Source organism: Methanocaldococcus sp. (assembly GCF_024490875.1).
Classification (GTDB): Archaea; AGJL01; Methanococci; order Methanococcales; family Methanocaldococcaceae; genus Methanocaldococcus.
This window is the reverse complement of sequence record NZ_JACCLX010000006.1, coordinates 26792-48944: the sequence shown is the minus strand read 5'-3', so window position 1 is coordinate 48944 and position 22153 is coordinate 26792. Positions and strand designations below refer to the sequence as shown.

Here is a 22153-nt window from a genome sequence, read left to right as displayed (position 1 = left end):
ATTTTATGGTAGATGTCATAAAAATAAAAAAATTAAAAGAAAAAAGTAAAGGACGAAAACCTAGACCTAATTTTATGATAGTTATTGTAATTATTGTAATTATTTCAATTGTAGCGCTTTTAGCAATAACCTTACCACCAATTATTAAATCCATGCAAGAAGAAAAAATTTTAACACTACAAAGTTTGGAAAATGCAAAAAAAACAGCAATCGCTTCTATAAATTCACTTTTCTCTAAGTATCCATCAGATCCTATGAAATCGTATTTTATTGGTAAAATAAATGCTGCAAAATCTCAAGAAGAAATTAATAAAATTCTTGAAGAAGCTCAACAGTATATAAAGCTTAAAGAGTTTAAAGAAAACTTAAAAAACCAAATAAAAAATATTTATGGAAATTATCTCTCAGAGAGTCCTTTAGCTCAAAAAGTCATGTTGGAAATAGATGAAGCAAAAAGTGTAGATGAAGCTGAAAATATTTACCTATCTAATTTGGAAAAACTAAAAGAGGATGCAAGACACTATTACATATCAAAATATAAAAACGAAGTAGCAAATTCAAACTATGTAAGAGTTATAATAGATGGTAAAGAATATTTATATTCAACTGCAGATTTTTTAAAAGAATTAAATTCATACGATTTAGAAACATTAAAAAAACTAAAAGTTTATAAAGTAAATATGTGTGAAGCTACTCTTCCAGTTTTGGCAGAATATTGTGGTAATATTCCTAAACCAGGAGATAAAATAATGATTTACAAATTAGGGACTAATAAATCAACTCCTATAACTGAAGCCATAATAAAGGATGTTTATATCATATTCCCCAAAAATTCTATACAATATTCTGAATCTAAATCTTCAAAAATTAGTTTAACAGAAGATAAAGATACAACATCAGCGTCAAAAGATATAAATATCAATTATAAATTAAATGGAATAACAGATGTATTACATGCTGCTGTAATGGGTAAAATAGATTATAATACTTTAAAATATAAATTAAGCGAATATGGGTATAAATTAAACAAATTAGAAGAGGATACTCAAATATTTGATCCTAATATAATATATTTATTTATTATCAAGGTTCCTTCTGATAAAGCTTCAGAAATTATTGGATTAAAATATCAAAATACAGCAATTGTTAAAATAAATAAATAATGGTGAATATTTATGAAAATTAGGAAATTAATTTTATTATTTTTTTCATTTTTTTTTGTTATTCAATTAATATATGCCCAAAATGAGACTACTAATATAACAACTACAATTCCTACTGAGAAATTTGGAGAAATACATTTATCTTATTATATTGTTGGAGAGATTACCAATTTAAATCCTTATAGTGTGTTTATTGCTATACCTGATGGTAATATAAATATAGAAACTTCTAATACATTACCTATTCCTTCGAGTGGCGTTATTCAAGCAACTATTAATACATCCAATAATATTACATATTATTTACTAAAACCTTCTTCTCTAACAGAGTTTAATAAAAAATTAGGATTTTGGCTACCTCCATATACTACAACAAAAATAAAACTTGCAGTTTATGATTATAATATGACAATAAACATAAATGCCCCTAAGGAATATAATTTTAGAGTAATAGGTCCCGCAGTGGTTAATACTTATAAAGTTATAAGTATTAAAGATATGTTTCCAAAAGCTTTAGAAGAACATATTAGATTAAATAATTTTAAACTTTATGTCTATGGTTATTTAGAAATATACAATGAGCCTATACTGAATGAAAATGAAAGCATAATGAGTTCTGGATCATCTCTTATATTACCGTTACCTTTAGCATTTAAAAATTATAAAGATATTCAGATAGTAAATGATAATGGTATATGGATTAATTATTATGATTGGTATAATAACTTTATAAATATAACTATAAATAATAATGAAATTAAAAATTATGATAGTGACTTTGATCCTACTTTAACTAATGATGTCTTATTGGGTAATCTAAATATAAATAGATATTTCCCGGCAATGGCTTTTACTGTAAGTGATAGTTCTGGAAAAATTAAATTTTATTATACAGTGGACTGGAAAGAAAATAATGGTATAAAACTTCCAGATTTTATTTAAATCATTACTATTTATTCTGTTTTTAAAATTTTGGGTGTTTATAATGAGAGGGCAAATATCCTTAGAATTTTTATTATTATTTTTAGGAATGATAATCGTTATTTTAATAGCAACAGTATATCCAGGAATTTTTGGATTAAAAAAAACTGTTGAAATTTCGTCAATGAGTTTAGCTTATGCAGCAGTATCTAAAATGAAGCAAAATATTGAGTTGGTAGCTTCTGGAGATGTAGGAACTACAAGAATTGTTTATATAAAATGCCCTCCAGGGACTTGGAGTGTAAATAATAACATTTTATATTTCAATCGTAGTGGAGACATTAACTATAATATTACTGCAAATTGTGGTATTCATATAAACTTAAATGGAAATACAACTATTAAAAATTTAGAAATTATTAGAGCAACAATTGTAAAAGTAAGTCAAAATACGGTAAATGTTACAATATCTACATAAAATTGTAAAATTTATTTTGTATCTTCAAATATCTTTACCATCCTTCTATCTTCTAATTCTTTCTGTTTTGCCCTATTCCAGTTTGAAATATTTTGTAAATATCCTGTTATCCTACTAAACTTGGCTATATTTTCAGAACCACAGTTCATACATTTATCTATTAAGCCACCCATAGAAACTCCACATCTATTACAAACACTTAAATTCTTAGTATATGTCCAAAAACCAATATCTGTTTTAGTTATCTTTTTTGATATACTCATTAATACATCAGGATCTGCGGCTCTTTCTATATTCCATATATGCATAATATGTCCTCCATTACACAATGGATGGAATCTTTCCTCAATTCTTACCTTTTCTCCTAATGTTATTGGTGCATCAACTCTAACATGTGAGGAGTTTGTATAATATAAAGTTTCTGGATCTTTTAAATCTCCCCTAACTACACTTATGGTTTCTTCTTTGTAATATTTATAATCTAATCTTGCAAACCTTCCAGCGGTAGATTCAGCAGGTGTTTGAGTAACTGTCCATCTTAATCCAGTTTCTTTTTTCAATTTATCTGCATATTCCCTAATGTAACTAATAACTTTTTCTCCAAACTTAACAGCGTCCTTAGATTCATGTAATTCTTCCCCAATATGATATTTAAGCATCTCATTTAAGCCTACGAATCCAAAGGTTTTTGTCGTATTTTCATATCTATAGTATGGTTCTCCATCAAACTCTTGAGTCAAGAATGGCATTAGTTTATCAGTATATAACCTTTCCTTAGTAATCTCATGCTTTATCAATAAAGCCTCTTTCAATATTTCCAATCTTTCATACAGGATTTCAAACAATTTATCGTCTTCACTTTTTGCCTCATAAGCAATTCTTGGTAAATTTAAAGAATACCATTGCATATTTCCAGTTCTCAATGTGTCAATTTCAGCATCGCCTGTCCAATTTGCCGATAATCTTGTTCTACAACCCATAGCATTAGTATTAATTTTCTGCCAATCTGGAAGCATATTTATGAAGTAAGGTATTCCAAATTTAGCAGATAATTGATGAATTTTATACATAAGTTCTTTATTCTCATCTTTAAAGGCATTTTCTCTTAATTTAATTATAAAGTTTGGGAATAAGAAAGGTTTTCCCATAGCATCTCCTTCCATCATTACATCGACTAACGCCTCTAAAATTAACTTTGCCTCATCTTCATAATCTCCATAAGTTCCTCTTGTAGTTCCTGCAATTACAGCGGGTTTATCTTTTAAGAAGTCAGGAATTTCTAATTCTAAGTTAATAGAGCTAAATATTGTATTATGACATAAGATTCCCGTAGCAGTTATAAAGTTCTCATTATCTTCAACACTTAAATCATATACATAGCCATTATAGTCAATCTCTTTAATTTCTTTTATTTCAAATGGAACATTCAACTTAAATTTATTTATTTCATCTTTTAAATGAGGATTTAATTCTTCAATTTTTTCTAATGTATTTAATTTTAATCTTCTATTGTTATATGGCTTTTTGCCTGTTATTTTTCTTAGATATTCTTTTATTACACTATAATCATAAGGTAATTGGTCGTAGTTAGATGATTTTATTCTATCCTTCTTATATTTTGGAATTATATATGGTTTTAAAATTTCTGTGCAATTTTTAGATATTTCAATTACATATAGTTTGTGATTTCTTTGTATTTTGTTTCCTTTGATCTCAATTATTTTTCCTTCCTTCTTTATTTTACTTATTGTATATAACATTCCCAAGTCAGATAACAATAAATGCAACTTTCCCAATAATTGTTCAGAGGTTGTATATATCTTTATTCTTCCATCTTTGCTAACATATCCATCTCCACTTATCAATCCCCCTAAGAATGCCAATTTCATCTCTTTATCTCCTTTTAATATAAACTCTGGAATGTTTTTGTTTATTACCCCCCCATTTATATGTTTCTTTAAAAACTCACAAAATCCTTTATTTGCAAACCTTATTGATTCAGCATATCTTTTAACTGTAATGTTTTCATTTATATTTTCTTTTACAAATTTTTCAACAAATTTGGTTATTTCATCATCTTTTGTATCTATTGAAATTCCATTTGTTATATACCTACCCTCTGCAACAAATAAACCTAAAAATTGGCAAAGTTCTTTTGTTATTTTTAATTTCTCTGGAATATCAATTTGCTTATCATAATTGGTTTCAATATAATCTCCAATTTTATATTCTGTATTATATGGAATATCAAAGTTTCTAATAATATGTCTCATATTTATTGGTTTAACACAGATTAAGTTTCCATTTTCATCATAGTTAAACAATGAATGGTCTTCAGTCACAGTTATTGATGTTCCATCTTTACCAATAACTTTATATAGTTTCCCTCTTGGCTTGTGTCTTGATAAAGCATAAACTTTTTTAAATTCTGCCTTTCCAGTTTTTATATTCACAGATATTGTATAAATGTCAGCAATTCCATCCAAATAGAGGATTTCTGTATCTCCACTTATTATTACTTTATCTTTATATTTCTCCATAAATTCATCAATTATTTCTCCTATTTTACAAACCTTTAATTTATCTCTTTCTTTTATGAAAATTAATTCATCTTCTGCAAGAGATTGTCCTCCCCTGGCGACATACATTTGGTTTAATTCATAGATAAACATCTGCATTAATTGTTTTATCTTTTCATAACTTAATCCTCTAACATAGGGGGCTAACCATACATTAAATTCATCTATACTTTGACCACCACTCATATTAGTTTGTGCTGCCATCATTACCTTTGCTGCATGCTGTATAGCAACTTCTGGATGCTTTGCAGGCCTTGAAACACTTGTATGTAATCCTGTTCCATCTACTTTTAATCCATACATAAAAAATGGTCTTAAATCGTGTTGTAAACAAACAGGTCTTGTAGCGGCATATTCTAAATCGTGTAAATGAATATCCCCCTTTATATGGGCATCGGCAATATGCTTTGGAAATATTGCCAACAGTGCATACTGTTTCATAGTTTCGTCAGCAACCCACTTGTGAATAGATTCTGGGTTATACATTAAGTTAGCGTTTTCTCTACTACCCTGCTTAATTAGTTTAGTGATATCATATACAGGTAGTCCTAATCTTGTATGTTTATGTCTTAAATCTTCATATCCATACTCTATTAATTTGTAATTAACAATTTCTCTAATCATTGGAGCAGTTAAGTATTTAACATTTAACTTTTTTAATTCTCTTTCAACTTCATCGGCCATTTTTTCTGCAGTTTCTTTATCTGCTCCTGCTTCTCTAATTAATGCCTTAACTATCTTCTCTTTATTGAATGGCTCAAATTCTTTATCTGATGTTCTAACTTTTAAAATAATTCCTTTTTTATAGTTATCAGCTACATTTTTATCAATCTTTTTTAAAACATTATAAACAATATCTTTTATTTCATCAGTAGTGATTCCATTGTAAATTTTAGAGCAAACCTCAGCTAAAACTCTATCTAAATCACCATAATTTACCCCACTGTTTATTAATGATTTAGCCAATTTATTTATGTTAAAATTTTCCTTTTTTTTGTTTCTTTTTATTATTGTCATGTTTGTAACTTTTTCATTAATGTCTTTAATACTTATCATATAATCACCTAAAAAAATATATCTATTAATGATAATCAAGAACAGTATGTAGTATTTCACTATCATCATTAATAAAGATAACGGAATTATTTCAGAGATTTATTTAAATAGGGTATAACGATTTCTTAAAAGAGTATATAAAGGTATAAAAATCCTTTATTAAATTAAAGAACAATTTATATCAATTTATTAGATTAACGATAATTATATAATTCCAAAATTTAATGATTTATTTTTTCAATTGCTTTCCTATAATCTCATCAACTCTATTTAAGAAATCTTTAACTTTATCTTTGGGAACAACGGCCCCAGAGGCAACATTATGTCCTCCACCAGTGCCTCCAAACTCTTTGGCAGTAGCCATGGCAATACTTAAATCTAAACCCCTTTCAACTAATTCCTTATTCCCTCTTGCAGAAAATTTACCTAAATCTCCTTCAATATGATAACCTATAACTGGTTTATCTTCAACTAATATTGATGCAATAATTCCAATCATCCCTTTTTTACCTTCAAAATAATAAATATTATTTAATTTCTTTAATTTAACATTTTTTAACTCGTTAACTAAGTTCTTTTTATATTCCCAAAGAATTTCATATCCTTTTTTTATACATTCATCATCTTCTAAGCAAATTCCTATACCTATAGCAAATAAACCACTTCTACCTACGGCATTTAACATTTCAGACAATAGCATAGCGTCATTAACTTTATGGTTTATTAAATATCTGTCAATTATTAAATTTTCAATTTTTGGATACTTAAATATTATTGCAGATAGAAACTTTTTTCTATCAGAATCGTCAAATCTTTTTTTATTTGGATCTATACCTATATCTTTTAAGAATTTAAATGCTTTTACTTCAGAGGCTAACTCTGGAATATAAGGTTTAGTGCAATATGCTATAGATTTGTATATTTCAACATTATATATGTTATAAATTAAGTCCCTTACAATTTTAACATATCTATGCTCTCTTGCCTCATTTACTATAAACTTGTTTAATCCTAATAATGGACGATACTGCATATCCCCAATAATTCCTACTATTGCCAAACTACTCAAATCATAATATCCAAATTCTCTTGCTACTAAATAGCATACTCCACTTGCAGTTAATTCCTTAGAGCCATCAACTCCAAAAATATGTGGATTTAGTTGAATGATATTTTCATTTACAAAACTTTCTTTAATTATTGGAGGGTGATGATCTAATATTATTGCATTAAAGTTATTCTCTATAATATTATCTATCTGCCCACTACCCATATCTGCAAATATAAATAGCGGTTGATTTACTTCATTTTCTTTTGCTAATTTTTGAATAACATTATCTGACAAATGTTCTACAACAGTTAAATGAAATAATTTATTAGATCTCATCAACATCTTAGTTAAAATTCCTCCACTACTTAAACCATCTGGATCATGATGGGTTATAACTCTAATATATCCATTATGATTAAGAATTTTTTCTTTAATTGCCTTAATAACATTTTCTATTTCTTTAATTTTTTCTATCATCGTACTCTCCCCACAAGTTTTTATGATTTTAAAATTAAGTTACATGTATATTTAAACATTTCTATAGTAATATATAAAAGTAATTACCATATAAACATTACTATACTATATGAATATGAAATAGGTGATTTTTTGGAAAAATTAAATTTATTAAAAAATAAGTTAAAAGAATTATTTAAAAACAAAAAAGTTATCGTTGCATATTCTGGAGGAATTGATAGCTTACTTTTATCAATTTTATTAAATAACATTACAGAAATATTGTGTATTTTTATAAAAACTCCATATATTTCAAAGTGGGCTTTAAATAATGCCATTATTAATGCAAAAAAGTATAACTTAAATCTAAAAATTGTTAAAGTTGATAAAATTATAGAAAATGTTCCAGAAAGATGTTATTTATGCAAAAAAATGTTTTTTGAAATTTTAAATAAGGAGAAAGAATATTATAGTTATGATATTATAGTTGATGGAACGAACTACGATGATCTTTTTGATGATAGACCAGGATTAAAAGCTAAAAAAGAATTTAATATAATTTCACCATTATCTGATTTAAAAATTCGTAAAAAAGATATAATTGAAATGGCCAAGTATTTAAATATTAGTTATCCACCAAAAGAAACTTGTTTATTAACGAGATTTAAATTTAATAGAAAAATATCAATTAAAGATTTAAGAATAATTGAAAAATTAGAAGATTTTTTAAGAAATTATACTCATGGAGCAATTAGAGTTAGAGATTTTGGAGATTTAGCAATAATTGAAGTAGAAAAAGATTTTGATAAATTTATTGAAAATAAAAATAATATAGTTAAAAAATTTAAAGAATTTGGATATAAAAAAGTGTGTATAAATTTAGAGGAATATAAGAGTTATTGATTAATCTTAAATCTCAATATTGCCGCTATTCCTTTAAATGCATTTAATATCATTGCCCCTTCTTCTGTTTCTGATGATACAGTTATAAGTTTAGCACCACTTTGCTCACATAGTTCTGAAAGATATTCAATATAGTCTTTTTTCTCAACTATACTTAACGCTCCTCCACACTTAGGACATTGAGCATTTTTAATCTCTTCTTCTAATTTAATAAGTTCGAGATTTGTGACTGTCTTTTCTTCCATATAGTCACAGTTATTACAAGCAATTTTTACTTTATATTTTTCTAAGTCTTCTGAAACTATTAGAGTATCAACTGCACCCATCATCAAAGCCTCTAAAACCTCTTTCTCTCCATAACAGGCAAGTCCTCCATCTTCTTTAATTAGTTCTTTTAAAAATCTTTGAACAGCCTCTCTCTCTTTCATTAATTCAACATCTTTAAGTAACGGGGCTGCTTTCTCTAAGAGTTCCCTTATTCCAAATTCTTCAGTATAACATAAATCAAAAGTGTCTAAAACAATCTTTTTAAGTTCGTGATGTAAATAATCTCCTTCAACGAACTCATTTTTAGTATGTCCTGGTCCTCCAACCAATATTCCTCTAAGTTTTTTCTCCTGTAATAGTGGTAGAAATTGCTCATTAGCCTTTTGCCCAACTCTCTGTAAAAATTCGTGAGCCGCTAAATCGATAAGCCTCTCTAATCTTCTTGCAGACTGCCCTCCTGCCTTAAACTTTCCAGGAACTCCACTTGTTAATTTTTTTAAAATGTTTATGTTTCTTCCTTTAACTGTTGCAATTGTAGCCTCGTTTCTATCTACTAATATAATTCCATAAACATCTTTATCTTCTAAAAATTCCTCTAATGGCTCTAAATAAAATTCTGAATCACATCTATATATGTATGTTTTTATTGGCTCTGGTGGCTCTATAACATAAGTTTCCATTTTTTCAGTTCCTGGCCCACTTCTTGGAACCATTCCTGCAAATATAACAACCCCTTTTTCAAGAGGCTCCTTTAATAATTTTAATCTCTGTAAAATGGCCTCTATTGCCGCTTGAACATTTTTTCTTGTACTTTTACTTTTAATGTTTGATGCTTGAGACATTTCTTCTCTCAGATGTTGAGCAACATCAGATATTCTTCTACCTGCTGGGATATATAAACTGATTAATTCTGTACCTTTACCTTTCTTAGATTTTAATTCCTTTAACATTTTTTTAAACATATATAGTTGTTTTTGTTTAGACTCTTTTGAAGACATAAATATCACCCTTGTTTAAATTTAATTCAAAAGTTGTATAAAGATATCTATTGAAATTTAAAGTATTTAGTAATTAGAATAGCAAAAAAAGATATAACTTATAATAATTTTACTATTTATTTTTTTCATTCTTAATGAAATTTTTAACAATATTTAGAATATTTTCAGATATAACATATTTAGTGTTATCTTTTAATACATTGTTGGCAACTTCCAAAGATTTGTAAAGTTGAGCCTCATCTTTAAAGTAATTTCTTGCGGCTTCAGCAACTATTTGTATTGCTTTAGCTTGCCCTTCTGCCTCAATTCTTAAACTTTCGGCAATACCCTCAGCTTTTAATATTCTACTTTGCTTTTCTCCTTCTGCCTCTAATATAGCCGCTCTTTTTAGTCTTTCTGCCTTCATTTGCTGAGCCATGGCATTTTTAATATCTTCTGGAGGATCTATTTCTTTAACTTCAACTTTTTCAATTTTTACTCCCCATGGATCAGTTTCTCTATCTAAAATTTCTAATAACTTGGAGTTTATATACTCTCTTTTATTTAATACTTCATCTAATTCCATACTGCCAATTATAGCCCTTAATGTAGTTTGTGCTAAATTTATTATTGCATATTCATAATCTTCCACTTCTAAGATTGCTCTTTCTACATCTATAACTCTATAATAAACGACTGCATCTACTTTTACAACGGCGTTATCCTTTGTAATCATCTCTTGAGGTGGTATATCGATAACCATAGTTCTCATATCAATTTTAACAGGCACATCTAGGAATGGAATTACAATATTAATTCCAGGTTTTAGTTTTCCAATAACCCTACCTAATCTAAAAATTAATCCCCCTTCATACTGATTTACAATAATTATTGATTTGATAATTATAAATAATAGTATAAGTCCTAATATTAACCAAAACCAAAACACCATAATAATCTACCTTTTCACTTTTTTAACGATTAGGGAGACTCCCTCAACTCCTATAATTTCAACTTTATCCCCATTTTTTATTTTATCCTCTGACTTTGCAAGCCATTTTTGATTTTCTATTTCAACCCATCCATATCCATTTTCATCAAAATCTTTAACTGCTCTTCCAATTTTTCCTATAAATCTTTCAGCCCCAATTTTTACATCTTTTCCTACGCCATAAACGAATCTATTTAATAATATAATTGTTATAATTCCAGAAATTATTGCTGAAATAAATGCATACTGAGGAAGTATTAGCAATACTACTCCATATATTAATAATGCTATTCCTAATGCAGGAAGATATAATCCAGGAGTTACAGTCTCTAATGCCATTATAATAACACCTACAAGTATGAAAAAATATCCTAAGTCCTCCATAGATCATCACATATGTTAATATTTTATTATATTTAAAATTTTTTATACTTTGTCGTTATATTTATATATACCTTATATTAAAAATATGAAAACCTTTTAACTAACTAAAAGGTGAAATAAATGGTAGAAAAAGGAAAATTAGTTAAGGTTAGTTATGATGGATATGTTGAAGGGAAATTATTTGACACTACTAATGAGGAATTGGCCAAAAAAGAGGGAATTTATAATCCCGCAGTAGTTTATGGACCTGTTGCTATTTTTGCTGGTGAAGGACAGATACTCCCAGGATTAGATGAAGTAATATTAGAAATGGATGTAGGTGAAGAAAGGGAAGTTGTTTTATCCCCAGAAAAAGCATTTGGTAAGAGAGATCCATCAAAAATAAAATTAGTTTCTATATCTGAATTTAAGAAAAGAGGAATTCAGCCAATAAAAGGTTTAACAGTATATATAGATAACATACCCGGAAAAATTGTTAGTGTAAATAGTGGAAGAGTTTTAGTAGATTTTAATCATGAATTGGCAGGAAAAGAGGTAAAGTATAGAATAAAAATTGAGGAAGTTATAGAAAATAAAGAAGATATAGTGAAGGAAATTGTAAAGATGTATGTTCCTAAAATAACTGATGTAAATGTTACTATTGATAATGAGACTGTTAAAATAGAATTACCAGAATTTGCTCCTTTCATTCCAAACATTGAAAGATTTAAAATGGCTATAGCAAATGAGATATTAAAGAGATTAGAAGATGTAGATAAAGTTATTTTTATTGAAACTTTTGAAAGAAAAAAGGAAAATAAAGAAAAAAAAGTGAGTAATTAATATTCTAAATATTTAGTTTAATTTAAAATAGTTACGGTAGCTTTTTATAGATTAAATTTTTATAATTAATATTATCTCTCAATTTTAATTTTTCATTTTTGTTCAGTTTAATTTTATAATTTTAGTTATATCAATATAGTGGATAGTTATGAAAGACAGATATGGTAGAGAAATAAGATCTTTTAGGATTTCAGTTACTAATAAGTGTAATTTAAAATGCTTTTACTGTCATAGAGAGGGGCATAATTTAGAAGGCAATTATAATAGATATATAAAACCAGAAGAGTTTGGAGTTATAGTAAAAACTTCAACAAAATTTGGAGTTAGAAAAGTTAAAATTTCTGGGGGAGAGCCTTTAATAAGAAATGACATTTGCGAAATTATTGAAAATGTAAAGGATAAAAAAATAAAAGAGATTTCTTTAACGACTAATGGAATTTTCTTAAAAAAATATGCTGAAAAACTTAAAGATGCTGGATTAAATAGAGTTAATGTGAGTTTAGATACTTTAAATCCAAAATTATATAAAGAAATTACTAAGTTTGGTAATGTAGAAAAAGTTATAAATGGGATAAAAAAAGCAATAAATGTTGGATTAACACCACTAAAAGTTAATTTTTTAGCAATGACTATAAACATTAAAGATTTACCTAATATAATGGAATTTTGTAGGGATGTAGGGGCTATTTTGCAAGTTATTGAATTTATTCCTTTAAATAAAGAACTTAAAAAATATTACTATGACATTTCTACAATAGAAAATGAAATTAAAGAAAAATCTGACAAGGTTATAGCAAGGAAATTTATGCATAATAGGAAAAAATACATTGTAGATAATTTGGAAATAGAGTTCGTAAGACCCATGGATAACAGTGAATTTTGTATGCATTGTACAAGAATTAGATTAACCCACGATGGCTACTTAAAGCCATGCCTATTGAGAGATGATAATTTAGTTGATATTCTAACTCCTTTAAGAAATGGAGAAAATTTAGAACCATATTTTATTGAGTGCATAAATAGAAGAGAGCCCTATTTTAAATTCAATAAATTAAATAAATTAAAATAAAAGTTAAATATTTTTCTTTAACTCTAAAATACGATTAAATATTTTCTCAATTTCTTTTACAGCCGTTGACTCTAAATTAACAGGTTTTCCTAAAAATTCACTTTCAATAACTTTTTCATCATAAGGAACAAATCCTAAAATCTTTAAACCAAGTTCTTTCTCAACAATATTTTTTAATAATTCTTTATTTTCATCTCTAACCTTATTGACAATAACTTTAATATTTTTTATTCCTAAATCATTAGCCAATTTTTTCATTCTTTTAGCAGTTATTAATGACTTTTTAGTTGGTTCTATAACAATTAGCATTAAATCAACACTATCTATTGTTTTTCTTCCAAAATGCTCTATTCCTGCTTCCATATCTAAGATAACTACTTCATCCCTTTTTACTATTAAATGCCTAAGTAACCTTCTCAACAAAACAGATGCAGGACAAACACAGCCCTCTCCTCCCTCTTCTATAGTTCCCATAACCAATATAGTTATATTCCCTATCTTATATCCAACTTTATCGATTAAGTCATCAACTTTTGGATTTAATTTAAAAATACTTCCATAAGTTCCAGGCTTTGCTCCAGTCTTTTCCTCTATTATATCATGCCTTTTTGATAATGGTATAATGTTATCTTCAATTCCAAAAGATAATGCTAATGTAGGATTAGGGTCACAATCAACTCCAATAACTTTAAAACCTTTTTTTTCAAATAATCTCATTAAAGTTGAAGATATAAATGTTTTCCCTACTCCTCCTTTTCCAGTTATTGCTATCTTCATTTTTATCACAAATTTATCATCGGTTTTTAAAACTATTTCTTACAAGTTTTTTTATAAATTTTTATTAAATATTTACACTTGGCTATATAAATTTTTATTCTTTTTGAAAAGTTATAAATGTTTATAACTTTCTTATTTTAGTAAATTCGATATGTAATTTAAGATTTTCAAAATTGGAAAGATACAATTGAGATATAAAGTCTGAAACAATCGTTACAACCGTTTCATATCGTAAGGTATATATAGTAGGTTATCTAAGTTATATCCCGTAAAGTAAAACAACTATAAAAAATTAAGGTGATAAGATATGGCAATGAGTTTAAAGAAAATTGGTGCAATTGCTATTGGAGGAGCAATGGTAGCTACTGCATTAGCAAGTGGAGTAGCTGCAGAAGTAACAGTTGTTAGTGGAAGTTTATCAGATATAAAAGATATATTAGTTAAAGATGGTCAGCCAAACTGTTATGTTGTAGTTGGTGCTAACGCTCCATCAACAATGGATGTAGTTTCAGCAGCAGACATCGCTGCAAAAATAGGTTCAATGTGCTACAAAGAAGGAACTGTTAATGAAGGTTGTGCAGAATTGAATGTTCATGTTTCAGCAGATGCAAGTAAAGTAGAATATAATACATCTGAATATGATAACTATACCTATGTTGTAACTCCTGATGATGGAGATTATCCATTAGATAATGGAATAATATTTGGAGGAGACGAATATTATAAAGGAGGTCCAATTACTACTAAAACATTAACAACATTAATGAAAATTGATGACGTAGATCCAAAAAATATTTATTCAGTAAATGATGATGATGGTATCGAAATTGGATTCTTTGCAATGAAAAATGAATCACATGAAATTGGTATAGATTTAGTTGGTTATGCATCAATAGTAACTGCTGATGGGAAATTAGATACAAGTAATACATATTTAGCTCCTGGAGTATTAATACCATTCTTAGGACAACAGTATATGTTTGTTAAAGCTGATGCTGACAATGATGACTTAATAATAGGTAAGTGTGTATATAATGGAGTATTAAGTGAAGGAGAAACTTATGATTTAGGAAATGGATATGAAGCTAAAATAAAAGCAGTTTTAGAAGCGACTACTTCAGGAGCTCCATCAAAAGTAGATGTTCAAATATTAAAAGATGGTAAAGTAGTAGCAGAGAAATTTGACTATGCAAATACAACAAATCCACTAGTATTAGTAAGCGGTCCTGTAGGTGTAATAGTAGTAAATGCATATAAGAATGTTGCTGCAACTACAGGATATGCTGATGTATACTTAGTAAATGACATAAAGAGATTACACTTAGGAGACAAGTACGAAGGAGATTACAAAATATATGCAGTAGTTGAAGATCCTACTACTGATCAAATAGAAATATCTAAAGATACAGATATTACAGATAGTGGAGTAAAAATAAAAGGAGAAGGTGAAGTTGATAATAACTTAATCTGTGGTATTGCATTAGTGGATGATACAGATCCTACAAATGATGACAATAAATTAAGCTCAAAAGGAGATACTTTCTCAGCAGTAGATGATTACTTTAAATTAAAAGTAGATGATGTTGTAGATTCAAAATCAGGAACATACAAAATATATGTCTATTCAGATGTAACAAAAGATACAACAGTAGATTTAGGACAAACAGTTAGTGTATTAAATGCAGATATCACATTAAAGAAAATTGAAGCTACAGCAGAACAAGTAGTTCCAATAACAGCACCAATTGCAAAATTAGATACCGAAGTTAGCTTAGATTCAGCAGATAAAAACTTAGTATTAGTTGGAGGACCAGTTGCAAACAAATTAACAAAAGAACTCCAAGATATGGGTAAATTACCAGTTCCAATTAACAACACATCAGGACCAGTTATCGAAATTGTCAAAGGTGTAGCAAACGGACACGATGTTGTTGTAGTTGCTGGAGGTAACAGAGAGGCTACAAGAGAAGCAGCATTATACTTAATTAAAAACCTCTAAATCCTTTAACTTTTTCTTTTTGTTTATAAGGTATATTTGTATATTTAAATTAATTGGTAAATATTGTAAGAAACTATATATAATGAAACTATAAAAGTATAGGTATGAATATTTGAGGTGTTCAAATGAAACTAAATCAAAAAAATATTATTCTTTTTACTTTAACGTGTTTTATAATTCTATCTACAATATATCTATTTTTAAATCCAATTCAACCAAAAGAAAGTAAAATATGTAATATTAAAGAAGGAGACTATGTAATTATAAAGGGATATATTCAAGAAATAGATGTTAAAAGAGATAAGTATAGACATGTAATTAATATTTCAAGAATTGTAATAAATGATGGAACTGGAAACTTAGATATAGTATCTTTTGGCAAAACAAGAGAACAATTATTAAATTATATGTTGAGTTATACTCCAATGATAAAGGAAGGGGATTATGTAGAAGTGAAGGGAAAGGTTACCGTATATAATGGAAAGTATGAAATAATATTAAATGATATTCATAACTTTAAACTAATTGAAAAGAGAAATTACAATAGAGATATTTATTTATCTCCAATACCTACAAATATATATGCTTCAAAGTATGGTAAAAAGTATCACACTTTAAATAACTGTCCTTACGGAAAAAGATTAAAAGAAAGTAATATTATATATTTTTATTCTGAAGAAGATGCCAAAGCATTAGGCTACGAGAAATGCAAGTGGTGTGAATCTCATGAGAACACATCTAAATAAATGGTGAATATACATGAAGAAGTATAAAAAATTCTTTGCTATTACAATATGTTCTCTACTGTTATTTACCATATATTTTAATAGAGACCCATATAGAGAGATAACTAAAGGTAATAATATTATAATATCTCCAGCAGATGGAACTGTAGAGTATATAAAATACTATAAAAATGGCTATGCTGAAGTTTTTAAAGATGGTAATTGTTATGTTTTAAATGTTTCAAAATACTTTCCTAAGGGTTGTTATGTTGTTGGAATATTTATGTCCCCTTTGGATGTGCATGTAAATAGAGCTCCAATAAGTGGAAAAGTTGTATATATAAAACATATAGATGGTAGTTTTTATCCAGCATTTTTAAAAGGTGTTGAAAAAGTTAATGAGAGAAATATCGTTATTATAAGAAATGGCTCTGACTATATAGGTGTGGTACAAATTTCAGGATTTATAGCAAGAAGATGTATATTAAATATTAAAGAAGGAGAGTATGTATATGCAGGAGAAGAAATCGGAAGAATAAAACTAGGTTCTCAAACTGCTTTAATAGTCCCTACTGATTATTCTATAAAAGTTAAAGTAGGAGAGAAAGTTTATGCAGGACAGACAATTATCGCTATCAAAAATACAAATAATTAATGAAATTAAAGAAAAAGTTTCAAAAATTAGAGAAAATTTAGGTTTAAATAAAACTTTTTTTGACATAGTTGATATAAAAATTAATGGTAATATTTTAACAATATATACAAAAAATAGAACTGACAAATCTACTATTATAGGGCCAGGAGGATGGGTTGTAGGAAAACTAAAAGAAGAGTTAAAAGAATTTGAAATTATAAAAGTTGAGGATATTACTGACTATATATTGTTTAAAGAAAGAGTAAAATTAATAAAATCTTTATTTAGAGATAATGAAATAATTCAAGATATTTGTAAATATTTTCTATACGATGAAATCCCCAAAAATAAGAAAGATATAATATGCTTAATTCACTGTCAGTATGATTTATATTCTCTTAATATTTTAAATACTATTTTTAATGTTAAAGTAGTAATTTACGATTTTCCTGCCTTAGTACCTAATAAATCTAAGGAGAAAATATTAAATTTTTTAAAACAAAAAAATGTCAATTATGAAATTTTAAATTTAGATTTAACAAAAGAAGAAATCAAATCTCTTATAACCAAATTTCCATGTGGATTTTTAAAGAATAGAATAATTGAAAGTAATTTAAAGGGGTATATTTTTACATCTTGCTTGAATTGTAATATATTCAAATATTCTAATGGTATAATTATAAACTTTTTTGAACTCTTTCCAATGAAGATGAAAAAAGATAAATTCTATTTAAATTACTGTCCTCTATGCATTCAAAGTTGTAAAATCAAAGAAAATAAAATTAAATTTATAAGGAAAGTAGTTAAAGAGGTTTATAGAGGATTTAAAGAGCCAACAGATGCTTCTGAGGAAATAAATTCAATATTATAATTCTTCATTTTGCTTTATACTCTTCCAGAGGAAGTAGATTGAACCTCCCCATAATACTGTAGCTCCAAATATAAACATAACAATTGCTGAGATTGGCATATTCTCACCCACAATAAATTTTTATTAACGTTCATTTTTCCAAGGTATCTTAGATAATACAAACGATACCCCAAATACTAATGGAATTACTAACATCGCTATTCCTAAGTAATTCCAAGAGTATCCTCCATAAGGTTTATGCATTAGACTATATATATCTAACACTATTAAACTTGATAAAACTAATGGAGAAAATACACCTGTAAGATATTTCCACCAATAACCTATTTTTATCTCTGATAGTTTATTAACATATTCTATTATTTTATCACCTCCAAACAACCAAAATACAATAATTGCCTCTAAAATTCCAGCGATTGGTAATAAATATCCAGAGGCAAAATGATCTATCATATCAATCCAATATAATCCAGCATTTGTTACATATATAGAGCTTCCAAGTAGTCCTAACAAAGTAACTATAGATAACGCTTTTCTTCTACTAATATCAAATTTATCCATTATTGCAGAAACTATCGCTTCAACTAACGATACTGATGATGAAATACCAGCAATAATCAAAGCTAAGAAGAATATTATTCCTAATATAATACTACCTACTGGTATTAAAGATATTGCCTTTGGAAATGTTACAAATGCTAATGCAATACCTGGAGATACTACCTCATTCAATGGAACTCCACTTTTTAACGCCATGTATCCGAGAGTTCCAAAGACAGCAAATCCTGCCAAGAAAGAGAATCCACAGTTTAATAACGCAATTGTAAATGCACTTGTTGTTATATCTGTTTTTTTAGGAAGATAACTTGCATATGCTATCATTATTCCAAATCCTAAACTTAAAGTAAAGAATATCTGTGAAAATGCATCTAACCAGATTTTAGGATCTTTTAATACTGCAAAGTTTGGAGTTAAATACCAAGTTATTCCTTCCAAGCCACCAGGTAAAGTTATTCCTCTAATAACTAAAATAATTATAAGTAAAAACAACAATGGAATAAATATTTTATTTGCCTTTTCAAGACCTTTTTTAACTCCACATCCAACTATTAAAAAGTTTATTACCCAAATTACTATAACAGATAATAAAATTCCCCAAACAAAACTGCCAATTTCTCCAACACCACTTGAAAGATTAAGAACTTCATTAAAAAAGAATGTTTTTGGATTACTTGGCAAACCAAACAATATAATCTCTACAAGATAGTATAAACACCATGCAATTATAACAATGTAATATGTTGTAATAACAAATCCTCCAAGAACTTCAAACCATCCTACCCATTCACACTTATTGTATATTTTTTAAATGCTAATGGGGCAGATCCTTTTGTATAATGTCCTAATGCAAGTTCTAAAATCATTAAAGTTATACCTACACAGAACAATGCCACAAAATATGGAATTAAAAATGCTCCTCCTCCATTATTATAAACCATATAACCAAATCTCCAAATATTCCCTAAACCTATTGCTGAACCAACTGCTGCAAGTATAAAACCTATTCTTGAACCCCACTGCTCTCTCATTTTCAAACTATCACCATTTTAGTTTATTAGTGATAGTATTCGTTTAAAATATACTGTTATAATTTAATAATATAAATAATTTAGTTTATTATTTATTTGTTATTTATTTCTTAACACTACCTTTCTGTCATTGGATGGAATAATTTTTATTTTTGCATTTTCAAAATCTCTATAAAGTGTTTTACCTTCAAATAGTCTATCTAAGAAAATTGCTAAAGCGGCTACTTCAGAATGAGGTTGATTGCCAATAGATATATTGTAATCTGCCAACTCATAAACATCCTTTGGAACTTTTTCTGCACCAACTATAACTAATATATCTTTATCTTTACTCAACTTTCTAATTTCTGGCATTATCTCATTAACATTAGCCCCATACATAGTTAGATGAACAACAATTCCTCTATTTTTAAATTCTCTAATATATCTTCTCCAATTCTTTTCAACAGTAAATTTAAAATCACCACCCCAATTTTCAACGACTTTTTTAACACTACTTTCAACATCTTTATCATCAACTGTAAATATTATTTTATCAGCCCCCAAAGCTCTTGCAGTTAAGGCAACATGTGTAGATATCCTCTTATCTCTATCTTCTCTATGTCCTAATCTTAAAACCTCAACAACCATATTAATTCCCGTTTCCCATTTTTATAGCATAATAATAGCATTTAGCAACATAGATTATGGAAATGGGTTGTCCTCAACCCACAGCTTCATCGGGAATACCATTCCCTCTGCTGTAGGTTCATTGGACTTCGGGCTGAACTTATTAAATTAAAGACAGCAGTAACATCTCTATCGGCATAAAAACCACAATCGAAGCAATACATTAACCTCGAAGGCAGAGCCTCCTCATCGGATAATTTATACAGTTGAGATAATCTATTTCCACAGTTTGGGCATAATATAGAGGTGTAGGAAGGATTTACCTCAACAACTTTAACACCGAATTCTAAGCACTTATTTTTAAGATAGTTTAAGAATTTTTTAGCAGAGATGTTGTGTAGTTTATGTTTTAGATTTTTAAATGAGTTTTTAGCAATATTTTGGTTAAAATAAGAGGATAAATCCTCGATAATTAAAACTGCATCTTTTTCTTTAAGTTCTTTAGATATTTTGTTGGCTAACTTTTTTAACTTATCTTCTCTGATATTTTTTAATCTCCTACCGAATTTTTTAAGCAAAATTATGCCTTTCCTCTTTAACGGTTTTTCTTGCTTATGTATTCCTTTAAATGAGAATTTCTCTTGGATTTTAATTGCTATATTAGAGTATTTTTCGGTTAATTTTCCTAAATTGGTTTTTATCATTTCTATATTTTCGAAATTACCATAAGTTATATTGTCCAAATTAAAATCTAACGCATAAACAGCTTTATAATTATCATTAATTGTTATCTCTTTCTCTAACGGGATTAAAACCTTTACTGTCCCATCCACTTTATTCAATATCAGTTTAAAGCCAGCTTTTATTTTCCAACCTTCATTTATCAGTTTAAAAAATAGTTTATGTGGTTTTAGAGGAATAACTATTCTACCATTCGGTGTAGATAATCTTAAATTTAATGTCCTCTTTCCTTTTTTATCCATCGAGAATAGTTTTTCTATATTGGTTTTAAAATCTTTGTAGTTGAATAAAATATCATCTAACCATAAAGATGCCCTTTTAATTTTAGGAATTTTTGTATATGCTCTTCCTCTCTTTTTTATGGATATAAAGCTTTTTATCCTTGTGGATGCGTCTTGTGAAGCTGTATATATGTAGTGGGTAGGTAATTTCGGATATTTGTTTTTTATTTCTTCATATATTCCTTTCCTAATCTTTATATGCCCTTTTGTATTATTTTTTAATCCAAAATCTAAGGCATTCGTTAAAATTTCTTTATAAACCCCTATAGTATTCTCTATTATTATTTTTATTTTTGTTCTCGTTAATGGTCTGCTTTTCAATACTACAGTTTTTGATAGTTTAACCGTTTCTACCATCTTCATTCACTAAATAGTTCTTTTGTTTGTTCAATAATTTTTTTCCTTTTATGGCTTCTAAAACCATATAATTTTCCAGCAAAATGTGAAATTATTGTTATTAAATCATCAACTAATTCTTCATAAGGAGTTTTGAAATTCTTCTTATCGACAACTTCTATCTCAACACCACAATGGTTAAAAAATTCTTTTAAGTAATTAAAACCAAATCTTGTTAATCTATCTTCTGTAGTAATTATTACTTTGTTTATTTTTCCTTCCTTTACTAATTTGAATAATTTTTTTAATCCTCCCCTATTTTCGTTTAAACCACTACCAATGTCGGTAATTATTTCTTCAATAACATAATTTTTCTCTTTACAGTAATTTTTAAATATTCTACTTGCCTTTCTAAATCATTTTTTTGGTCTCTATCAGAAACTCTTGCATATAATACTACTATAAGTATTTATA

The 22153-nt window shown here is 27.5% G+C and carries 19 protein-coding genes and 2 pseudogenes; 10 read left to right on the top strand and 11 right to left on the bottom strand.

Annotated elements, in window-relative coordinates:
• Window positions 1-5: 5 nt before the first annotated feature.
• The 3 genes from HZY31_RS00835 to HZY31_RS00825 are packed head-to-tail and all read left to right on the top strand — an operon-like array spanning window position 6 to window position 2562.
• Window positions 6-1163 (top strand): DUF515 domain-containing protein, encoded by a 1158-nt coding sequence (locus HZY31_RS00835; RefSeq protein ID WP_297317589.1) that lies wholly within the window; start codon window positions 6-8, stop codon window positions 1161-1163.
• Between the two features lie 12 nt (window positions 1164-1175).
• On the top strand, window positions 1176-2105 hold the full coding sequence (locus HZY31_RS00830; protein ID WP_297317588.1) for a hypothetical protein: 930 nt from the start codon (window positions 1176-1178) through the stop codon (window positions 2103-2105).
• Window positions 2106-2148: 43 nt separating this feature from the next.
• On the top strand, window positions 2149-2562 hold the full coding sequence (locus HZY31_RS00825; protein WP_297317587.1) for a class III signal peptide-containing protein: 414 nt from the start codon (window positions 2149-2151) through the stop codon (window positions 2560-2562).
• A gap of 11 nt (window positions 2563-2573) precedes the next feature.
• Here the strand turns inward: HZY31_RS00825 and nrdD are convergent, their stop codons facing one another.
• Both nrdD and HZY31_RS00815 read right to left on the bottom strand, forming a co-directional pair.
• Window positions 2574-6197 (bottom strand): anaerobic ribonucleoside-triphosphate reductase, encoded by a 3624-nt coding sequence (nrdD, locus tag HZY31_RS00820; protein ID WP_297317586.1) that lies wholly within the window; start codon window positions 6195-6197, stop codon window positions 2574-2576.
• A gap of 229 nt (window positions 6198-6426) precedes the next feature.
• Window positions 6427-7725 carry a DHH family phosphoesterase gene (locus tag HZY31_RS00815; protein WP_297317585.1) on the bottom strand — a complete coding sequence of 433 codons (1299 nt, stop codon included), beginning with the start codon at window positions 7723-7725 and terminating at the stop codon, window positions 6427-6429.
• Between the two features lie 132 nt (window positions 7726-7857).
• Between HZY31_RS00815 and larE the strand changes: the two genes are divergently transcribed.
• Window positions 7858-8607 carry an ATP-dependent sacrificial sulfur transferase LarE gene (larE, locus tag HZY31_RS00810; protein WP_297317584.1) on the top strand — a complete coding sequence of 250 codons (750 nt, stop codon included), beginning with the start codon at window positions 7858-7860 and terminating at the stop codon, window positions 8605-8607.
• On the opposite strand, the gene prf1 is transcribed toward larE, so the two are convergent.
• The 3 genes from prf1 to HZY31_RS00795 form a co-directional block, all read right to left on the bottom strand.
• Entirely contained in the window at window positions 8601-9872 is a 1272-nt protein-coding gene (prf1, locus tag HZY31_RS00805; protein ID WP_297317583.1) for a peptide chain release factor aRF-1, read from the bottom strand. The genes larE and prf1 overlap by 7 nt on opposite strands.
• Before the next feature lie 112 nt (window positions 9873-9984).
• Complete coding sequence (locus HZY31_RS00800) at window positions 9985-10800, bottom strand: SPFH domain-containing protein (protein ID WP_297317632.1); 816 nt, start codon at window positions 10798-10800, stop codon at window positions 9985-9987.
• Window positions 10801-10809: 9 nt separating this feature from the next.
• Window positions 10810-11226, bottom strand: a complete 417-nt coding sequence (locus HZY31_RS00795) for an NfeD family protein (protein ID WP_297317582.1) — start codon at window positions 11224-11226, stop codon at window positions 10810-10812.
• A 120-nt stretch (window positions 11227-11346) separates the two neighbouring features.
• Here HZY31_RS00795 and HZY31_RS00790 point away from each other — a divergent pair, with 120 nt between their 5' ends.
• A complete protein-coding gene (locus HZY31_RS00790) occupies window positions 11347-12048 on the top strand; it encodes a peptidylprolyl isomerase (protein ID WP_297317581.1) in 702 nt (233 codons plus the stop codon).
• Window positions 12049-12196: 148 nt separating this feature from the next.
• On the top strand, window positions 12197-13117 hold the full coding sequence (moaA, locus tag HZY31_RS00785) for a GTP 3',8-cyclase MoaA (RefSeq protein ID WP_297317580.1): 921 nt from the start codon (window positions 12197-12199) through the stop codon (window positions 13115-13117).
• Window positions 13118-13120: 3 nt separating this feature from the next.
• Here the strand turns inward: moaA and HZY31_RS00780 are convergent, their stop codons facing one another.
• Window positions 13121-13894 carry an ATP-binding protein gene (locus HZY31_RS00780; RefSeq protein ID WP_297317579.1) on the bottom strand — a complete coding sequence of 258 codons (774 nt, stop codon included), beginning with the start codon at window positions 13892-13894 and terminating at the stop codon, window positions 13121-13123.
• A gap of 307 nt (window positions 13895-14201) precedes the next feature.
• Between HZY31_RS00780 and HZY31_RS00775 the strand changes: the two genes are divergently transcribed.
• From HZY31_RS00775 to HZY31_RS00760, 4 genes are all read left to right on the top strand, one after another.
• A complete protein-coding gene (locus HZY31_RS00775) occupies window positions 14202-15893 on the top strand; it encodes an S-layer protein (RefSeq protein ID WP_297317578.1) in 1692 nt (563 codons plus the stop codon).
• 125 nt (window positions 15894-16018) lie between these two features.
• Entirely contained in the window at window positions 16019-16639 is a 621-nt protein-coding gene (locus tag HZY31_RS00770; RefSeq protein ID WP_297317577.1) for an OB-fold nucleic acid binding domain-containing protein, read from the top strand.
• 13 nt (window positions 16640-16652) lie between these two features.
• Complete coding sequence (locus HZY31_RS00765; RefSeq protein ID WP_297317576.1) at window positions 16653-17273, top strand: archaetidylserine decarboxylase; 621 nt, start codon at window positions 16653-16655, stop codon at window positions 17271-17273.
• On the top strand, window positions 17230-18123 hold the full coding sequence (locus tag HZY31_RS00760; RefSeq protein ID WP_297317575.1) for a hypothetical protein: 894 nt from the start codon (window positions 17230-17232) through the stop codon (window positions 18121-18123). Before HZY31_RS00765 ends, HZY31_RS00760 begins: the two co-directional genes overlap by 44 nt.
• On the opposite strand, the gene HZY31_RS00755 is transcribed toward HZY31_RS00760, so the two are convergent.
• The 5 genes and pseudogenes from HZY31_RS00755 to HZY31_RS08080 all read right to left on the bottom strand — a co-directional run.
• Window positions 18118-18222 (bottom strand): MetS family NSS transporter small subunit, encoded by a 105-nt coding sequence (locus HZY31_RS00755; protein ID WP_297317574.1) that lies wholly within the window; start codon window positions 18220-18222, stop codon window positions 18118-18120. The two genes, HZY31_RS00760 and HZY31_RS00755, sit on opposite strands and share 6 nt — an antisense overlap.
• 24 nt (window positions 18223-18246) lie before the next feature.
• Window positions 18247-19712 (bottom strand): annotated as a pseudogene (locus tag HZY31_RS00750) (sodium-dependent transporter).
• A gap of 99 nt (window positions 19713-19811) precedes the next feature.
• Entirely contained in the window at window positions 19812-20342 is a 531-nt protein-coding gene (locus tag HZY31_RS00740) for a tRNA (cytidine(56)-2'-O)-methyltransferase (protein ID WP_297317573.1), read from the bottom strand.
• Window positions 20343-20428: 86 nt separating this feature from the next.
• The gene (locus HZY31_RS00735; protein ID WP_297317572.1) at window positions 20429-21700 is read right to left on the bottom strand and encodes an IS200/IS605 family accessory protein TnpB-related protein; all 1272 of its coding nucleotides are present in this window, start codon (window positions 21698-21700) and stop codon (window positions 20429-20431) included.
• A gap of 2 nt (window positions 21701-21702) precedes the next feature.
• A pseudogene (locus HZY31_RS08080) lies at window positions 21703-22139 on the bottom strand (IS607 family transposase); the annotation flags it as partial.
• Between the last annotated feature and the right edge of the window lie 14 nt (window positions 22140-22153).

Excerpts from the sequence above, each read along its gene's own strand:
- HZY31_RS00835 (WP_297317589.1), top strand. The coding sequence starts at position 6 with ATGGTAGATGTCATAAAAATAAAAAAATTAAAAGAAAAAAGTAAAGGA.
- HZY31_RS00830 (WP_297317588.1), top strand. The coding sequence starts at position 1,176 with ATGAAAATTAGGAAATTAATTTTATTATTTTTTTCATTTTTTTTTGTT.
- HZY31_RS00825 (WP_297317587.1), top strand. The coding sequence starts at position 2,149 with ATGAGAGGGCAAATATCCTTAGAATTTTTATTATTATTTTTAGGAATG.
- nrdD (WP_297317586.1), bottom strand. The coding sequence starts at position 6,197 with ATGATAAGTATTAAAGACATTAATGAAAAAGTTACAAACATGACAATA.
- HZY31_RS00815 (WP_297317585.1), bottom strand. The coding sequence starts at position 7,725 with ATGATAGAAAAAATTAAAGAAATAGAAAATGTTATTAAGGCAATTAAA.
- prf1 (WP_297317583.1), bottom strand. The coding sequence starts at position 9,872 with ATGTCTTCAAAAGAGTCTAAACAAAAACAACTATATATGTTTAAAAAA.
- HZY31_RS00795 (WP_297317582.1), bottom strand. The coding sequence starts at position 11,226 with ATGGAGGACTTAGGATATTTTTTCATACTTGTAGGTGTTATTATAATG.
- HZY31_RS00790 (WP_297317581.1), top strand. The coding sequence starts at position 11,347 with ATGGTAGAAAAAGGAAAATTAGTTAAGGTTAGTTATGATGGATATGTT.
- moaA (WP_297317580.1), top strand. The coding sequence starts at position 12,197 with ATGAAAGACAGATATGGTAGAGAAATAAGATCTTTTAGGATTTCAGTT.
- HZY31_RS00780 (WP_297317579.1), bottom strand. The coding sequence starts at position 13,894 with ATGAAGATAGCAATAACTGGAAAAGGAGGAGTAGGGAAAACATTTATA.
- HZY31_RS00775 (WP_297317578.1), top strand. The coding sequence starts at position 14,202 with ATGGCAATGAGTTTAAAGAAAATTGGTGCAATTGCTATTGGAGGAGCA.
- HZY31_RS00770 (WP_297317577.1), top strand. The coding sequence starts at position 16,019 with ATGAAACTAAATCAAAAAAATATTATTCTTTTTACTTTAACGTGTTTT.
- HZY31_RS00765 (WP_297317576.1), top strand. The coding sequence starts at position 16,653 with ATGAAGAAGTATAAAAAATTCTTTGCTATTACAATATGTTCTCTACTG.
- HZY31_RS00760 (WP_297317575.1), top strand. The coding sequence starts at position 17,230 with ATGCAGGACAGACAATTATCGCTATCAAAAATACAAATAATTAATGAA.
- HZY31_RS00755 (WP_297317574.1), bottom strand. The coding sequence starts at position 18,222 with ATGCCAATCTCAGCAATTGTTATGTTTATATTTGGAGCTACAGTATTA.
- HZY31_RS00740 (WP_297317573.1), bottom strand. The coding sequence starts at position 20,342 with ATGGTTGTTGAGGTTTTAAGATTAGGACATAGAGAAGATAGAGATAAG.
- HZY31_RS00735 (WP_297317572.1), bottom strand. The coding sequence starts at position 21,700 with ATGGTAGAAACGGTTAAACTATCAAAAACTGTAGTATTGAAAAGCAGA.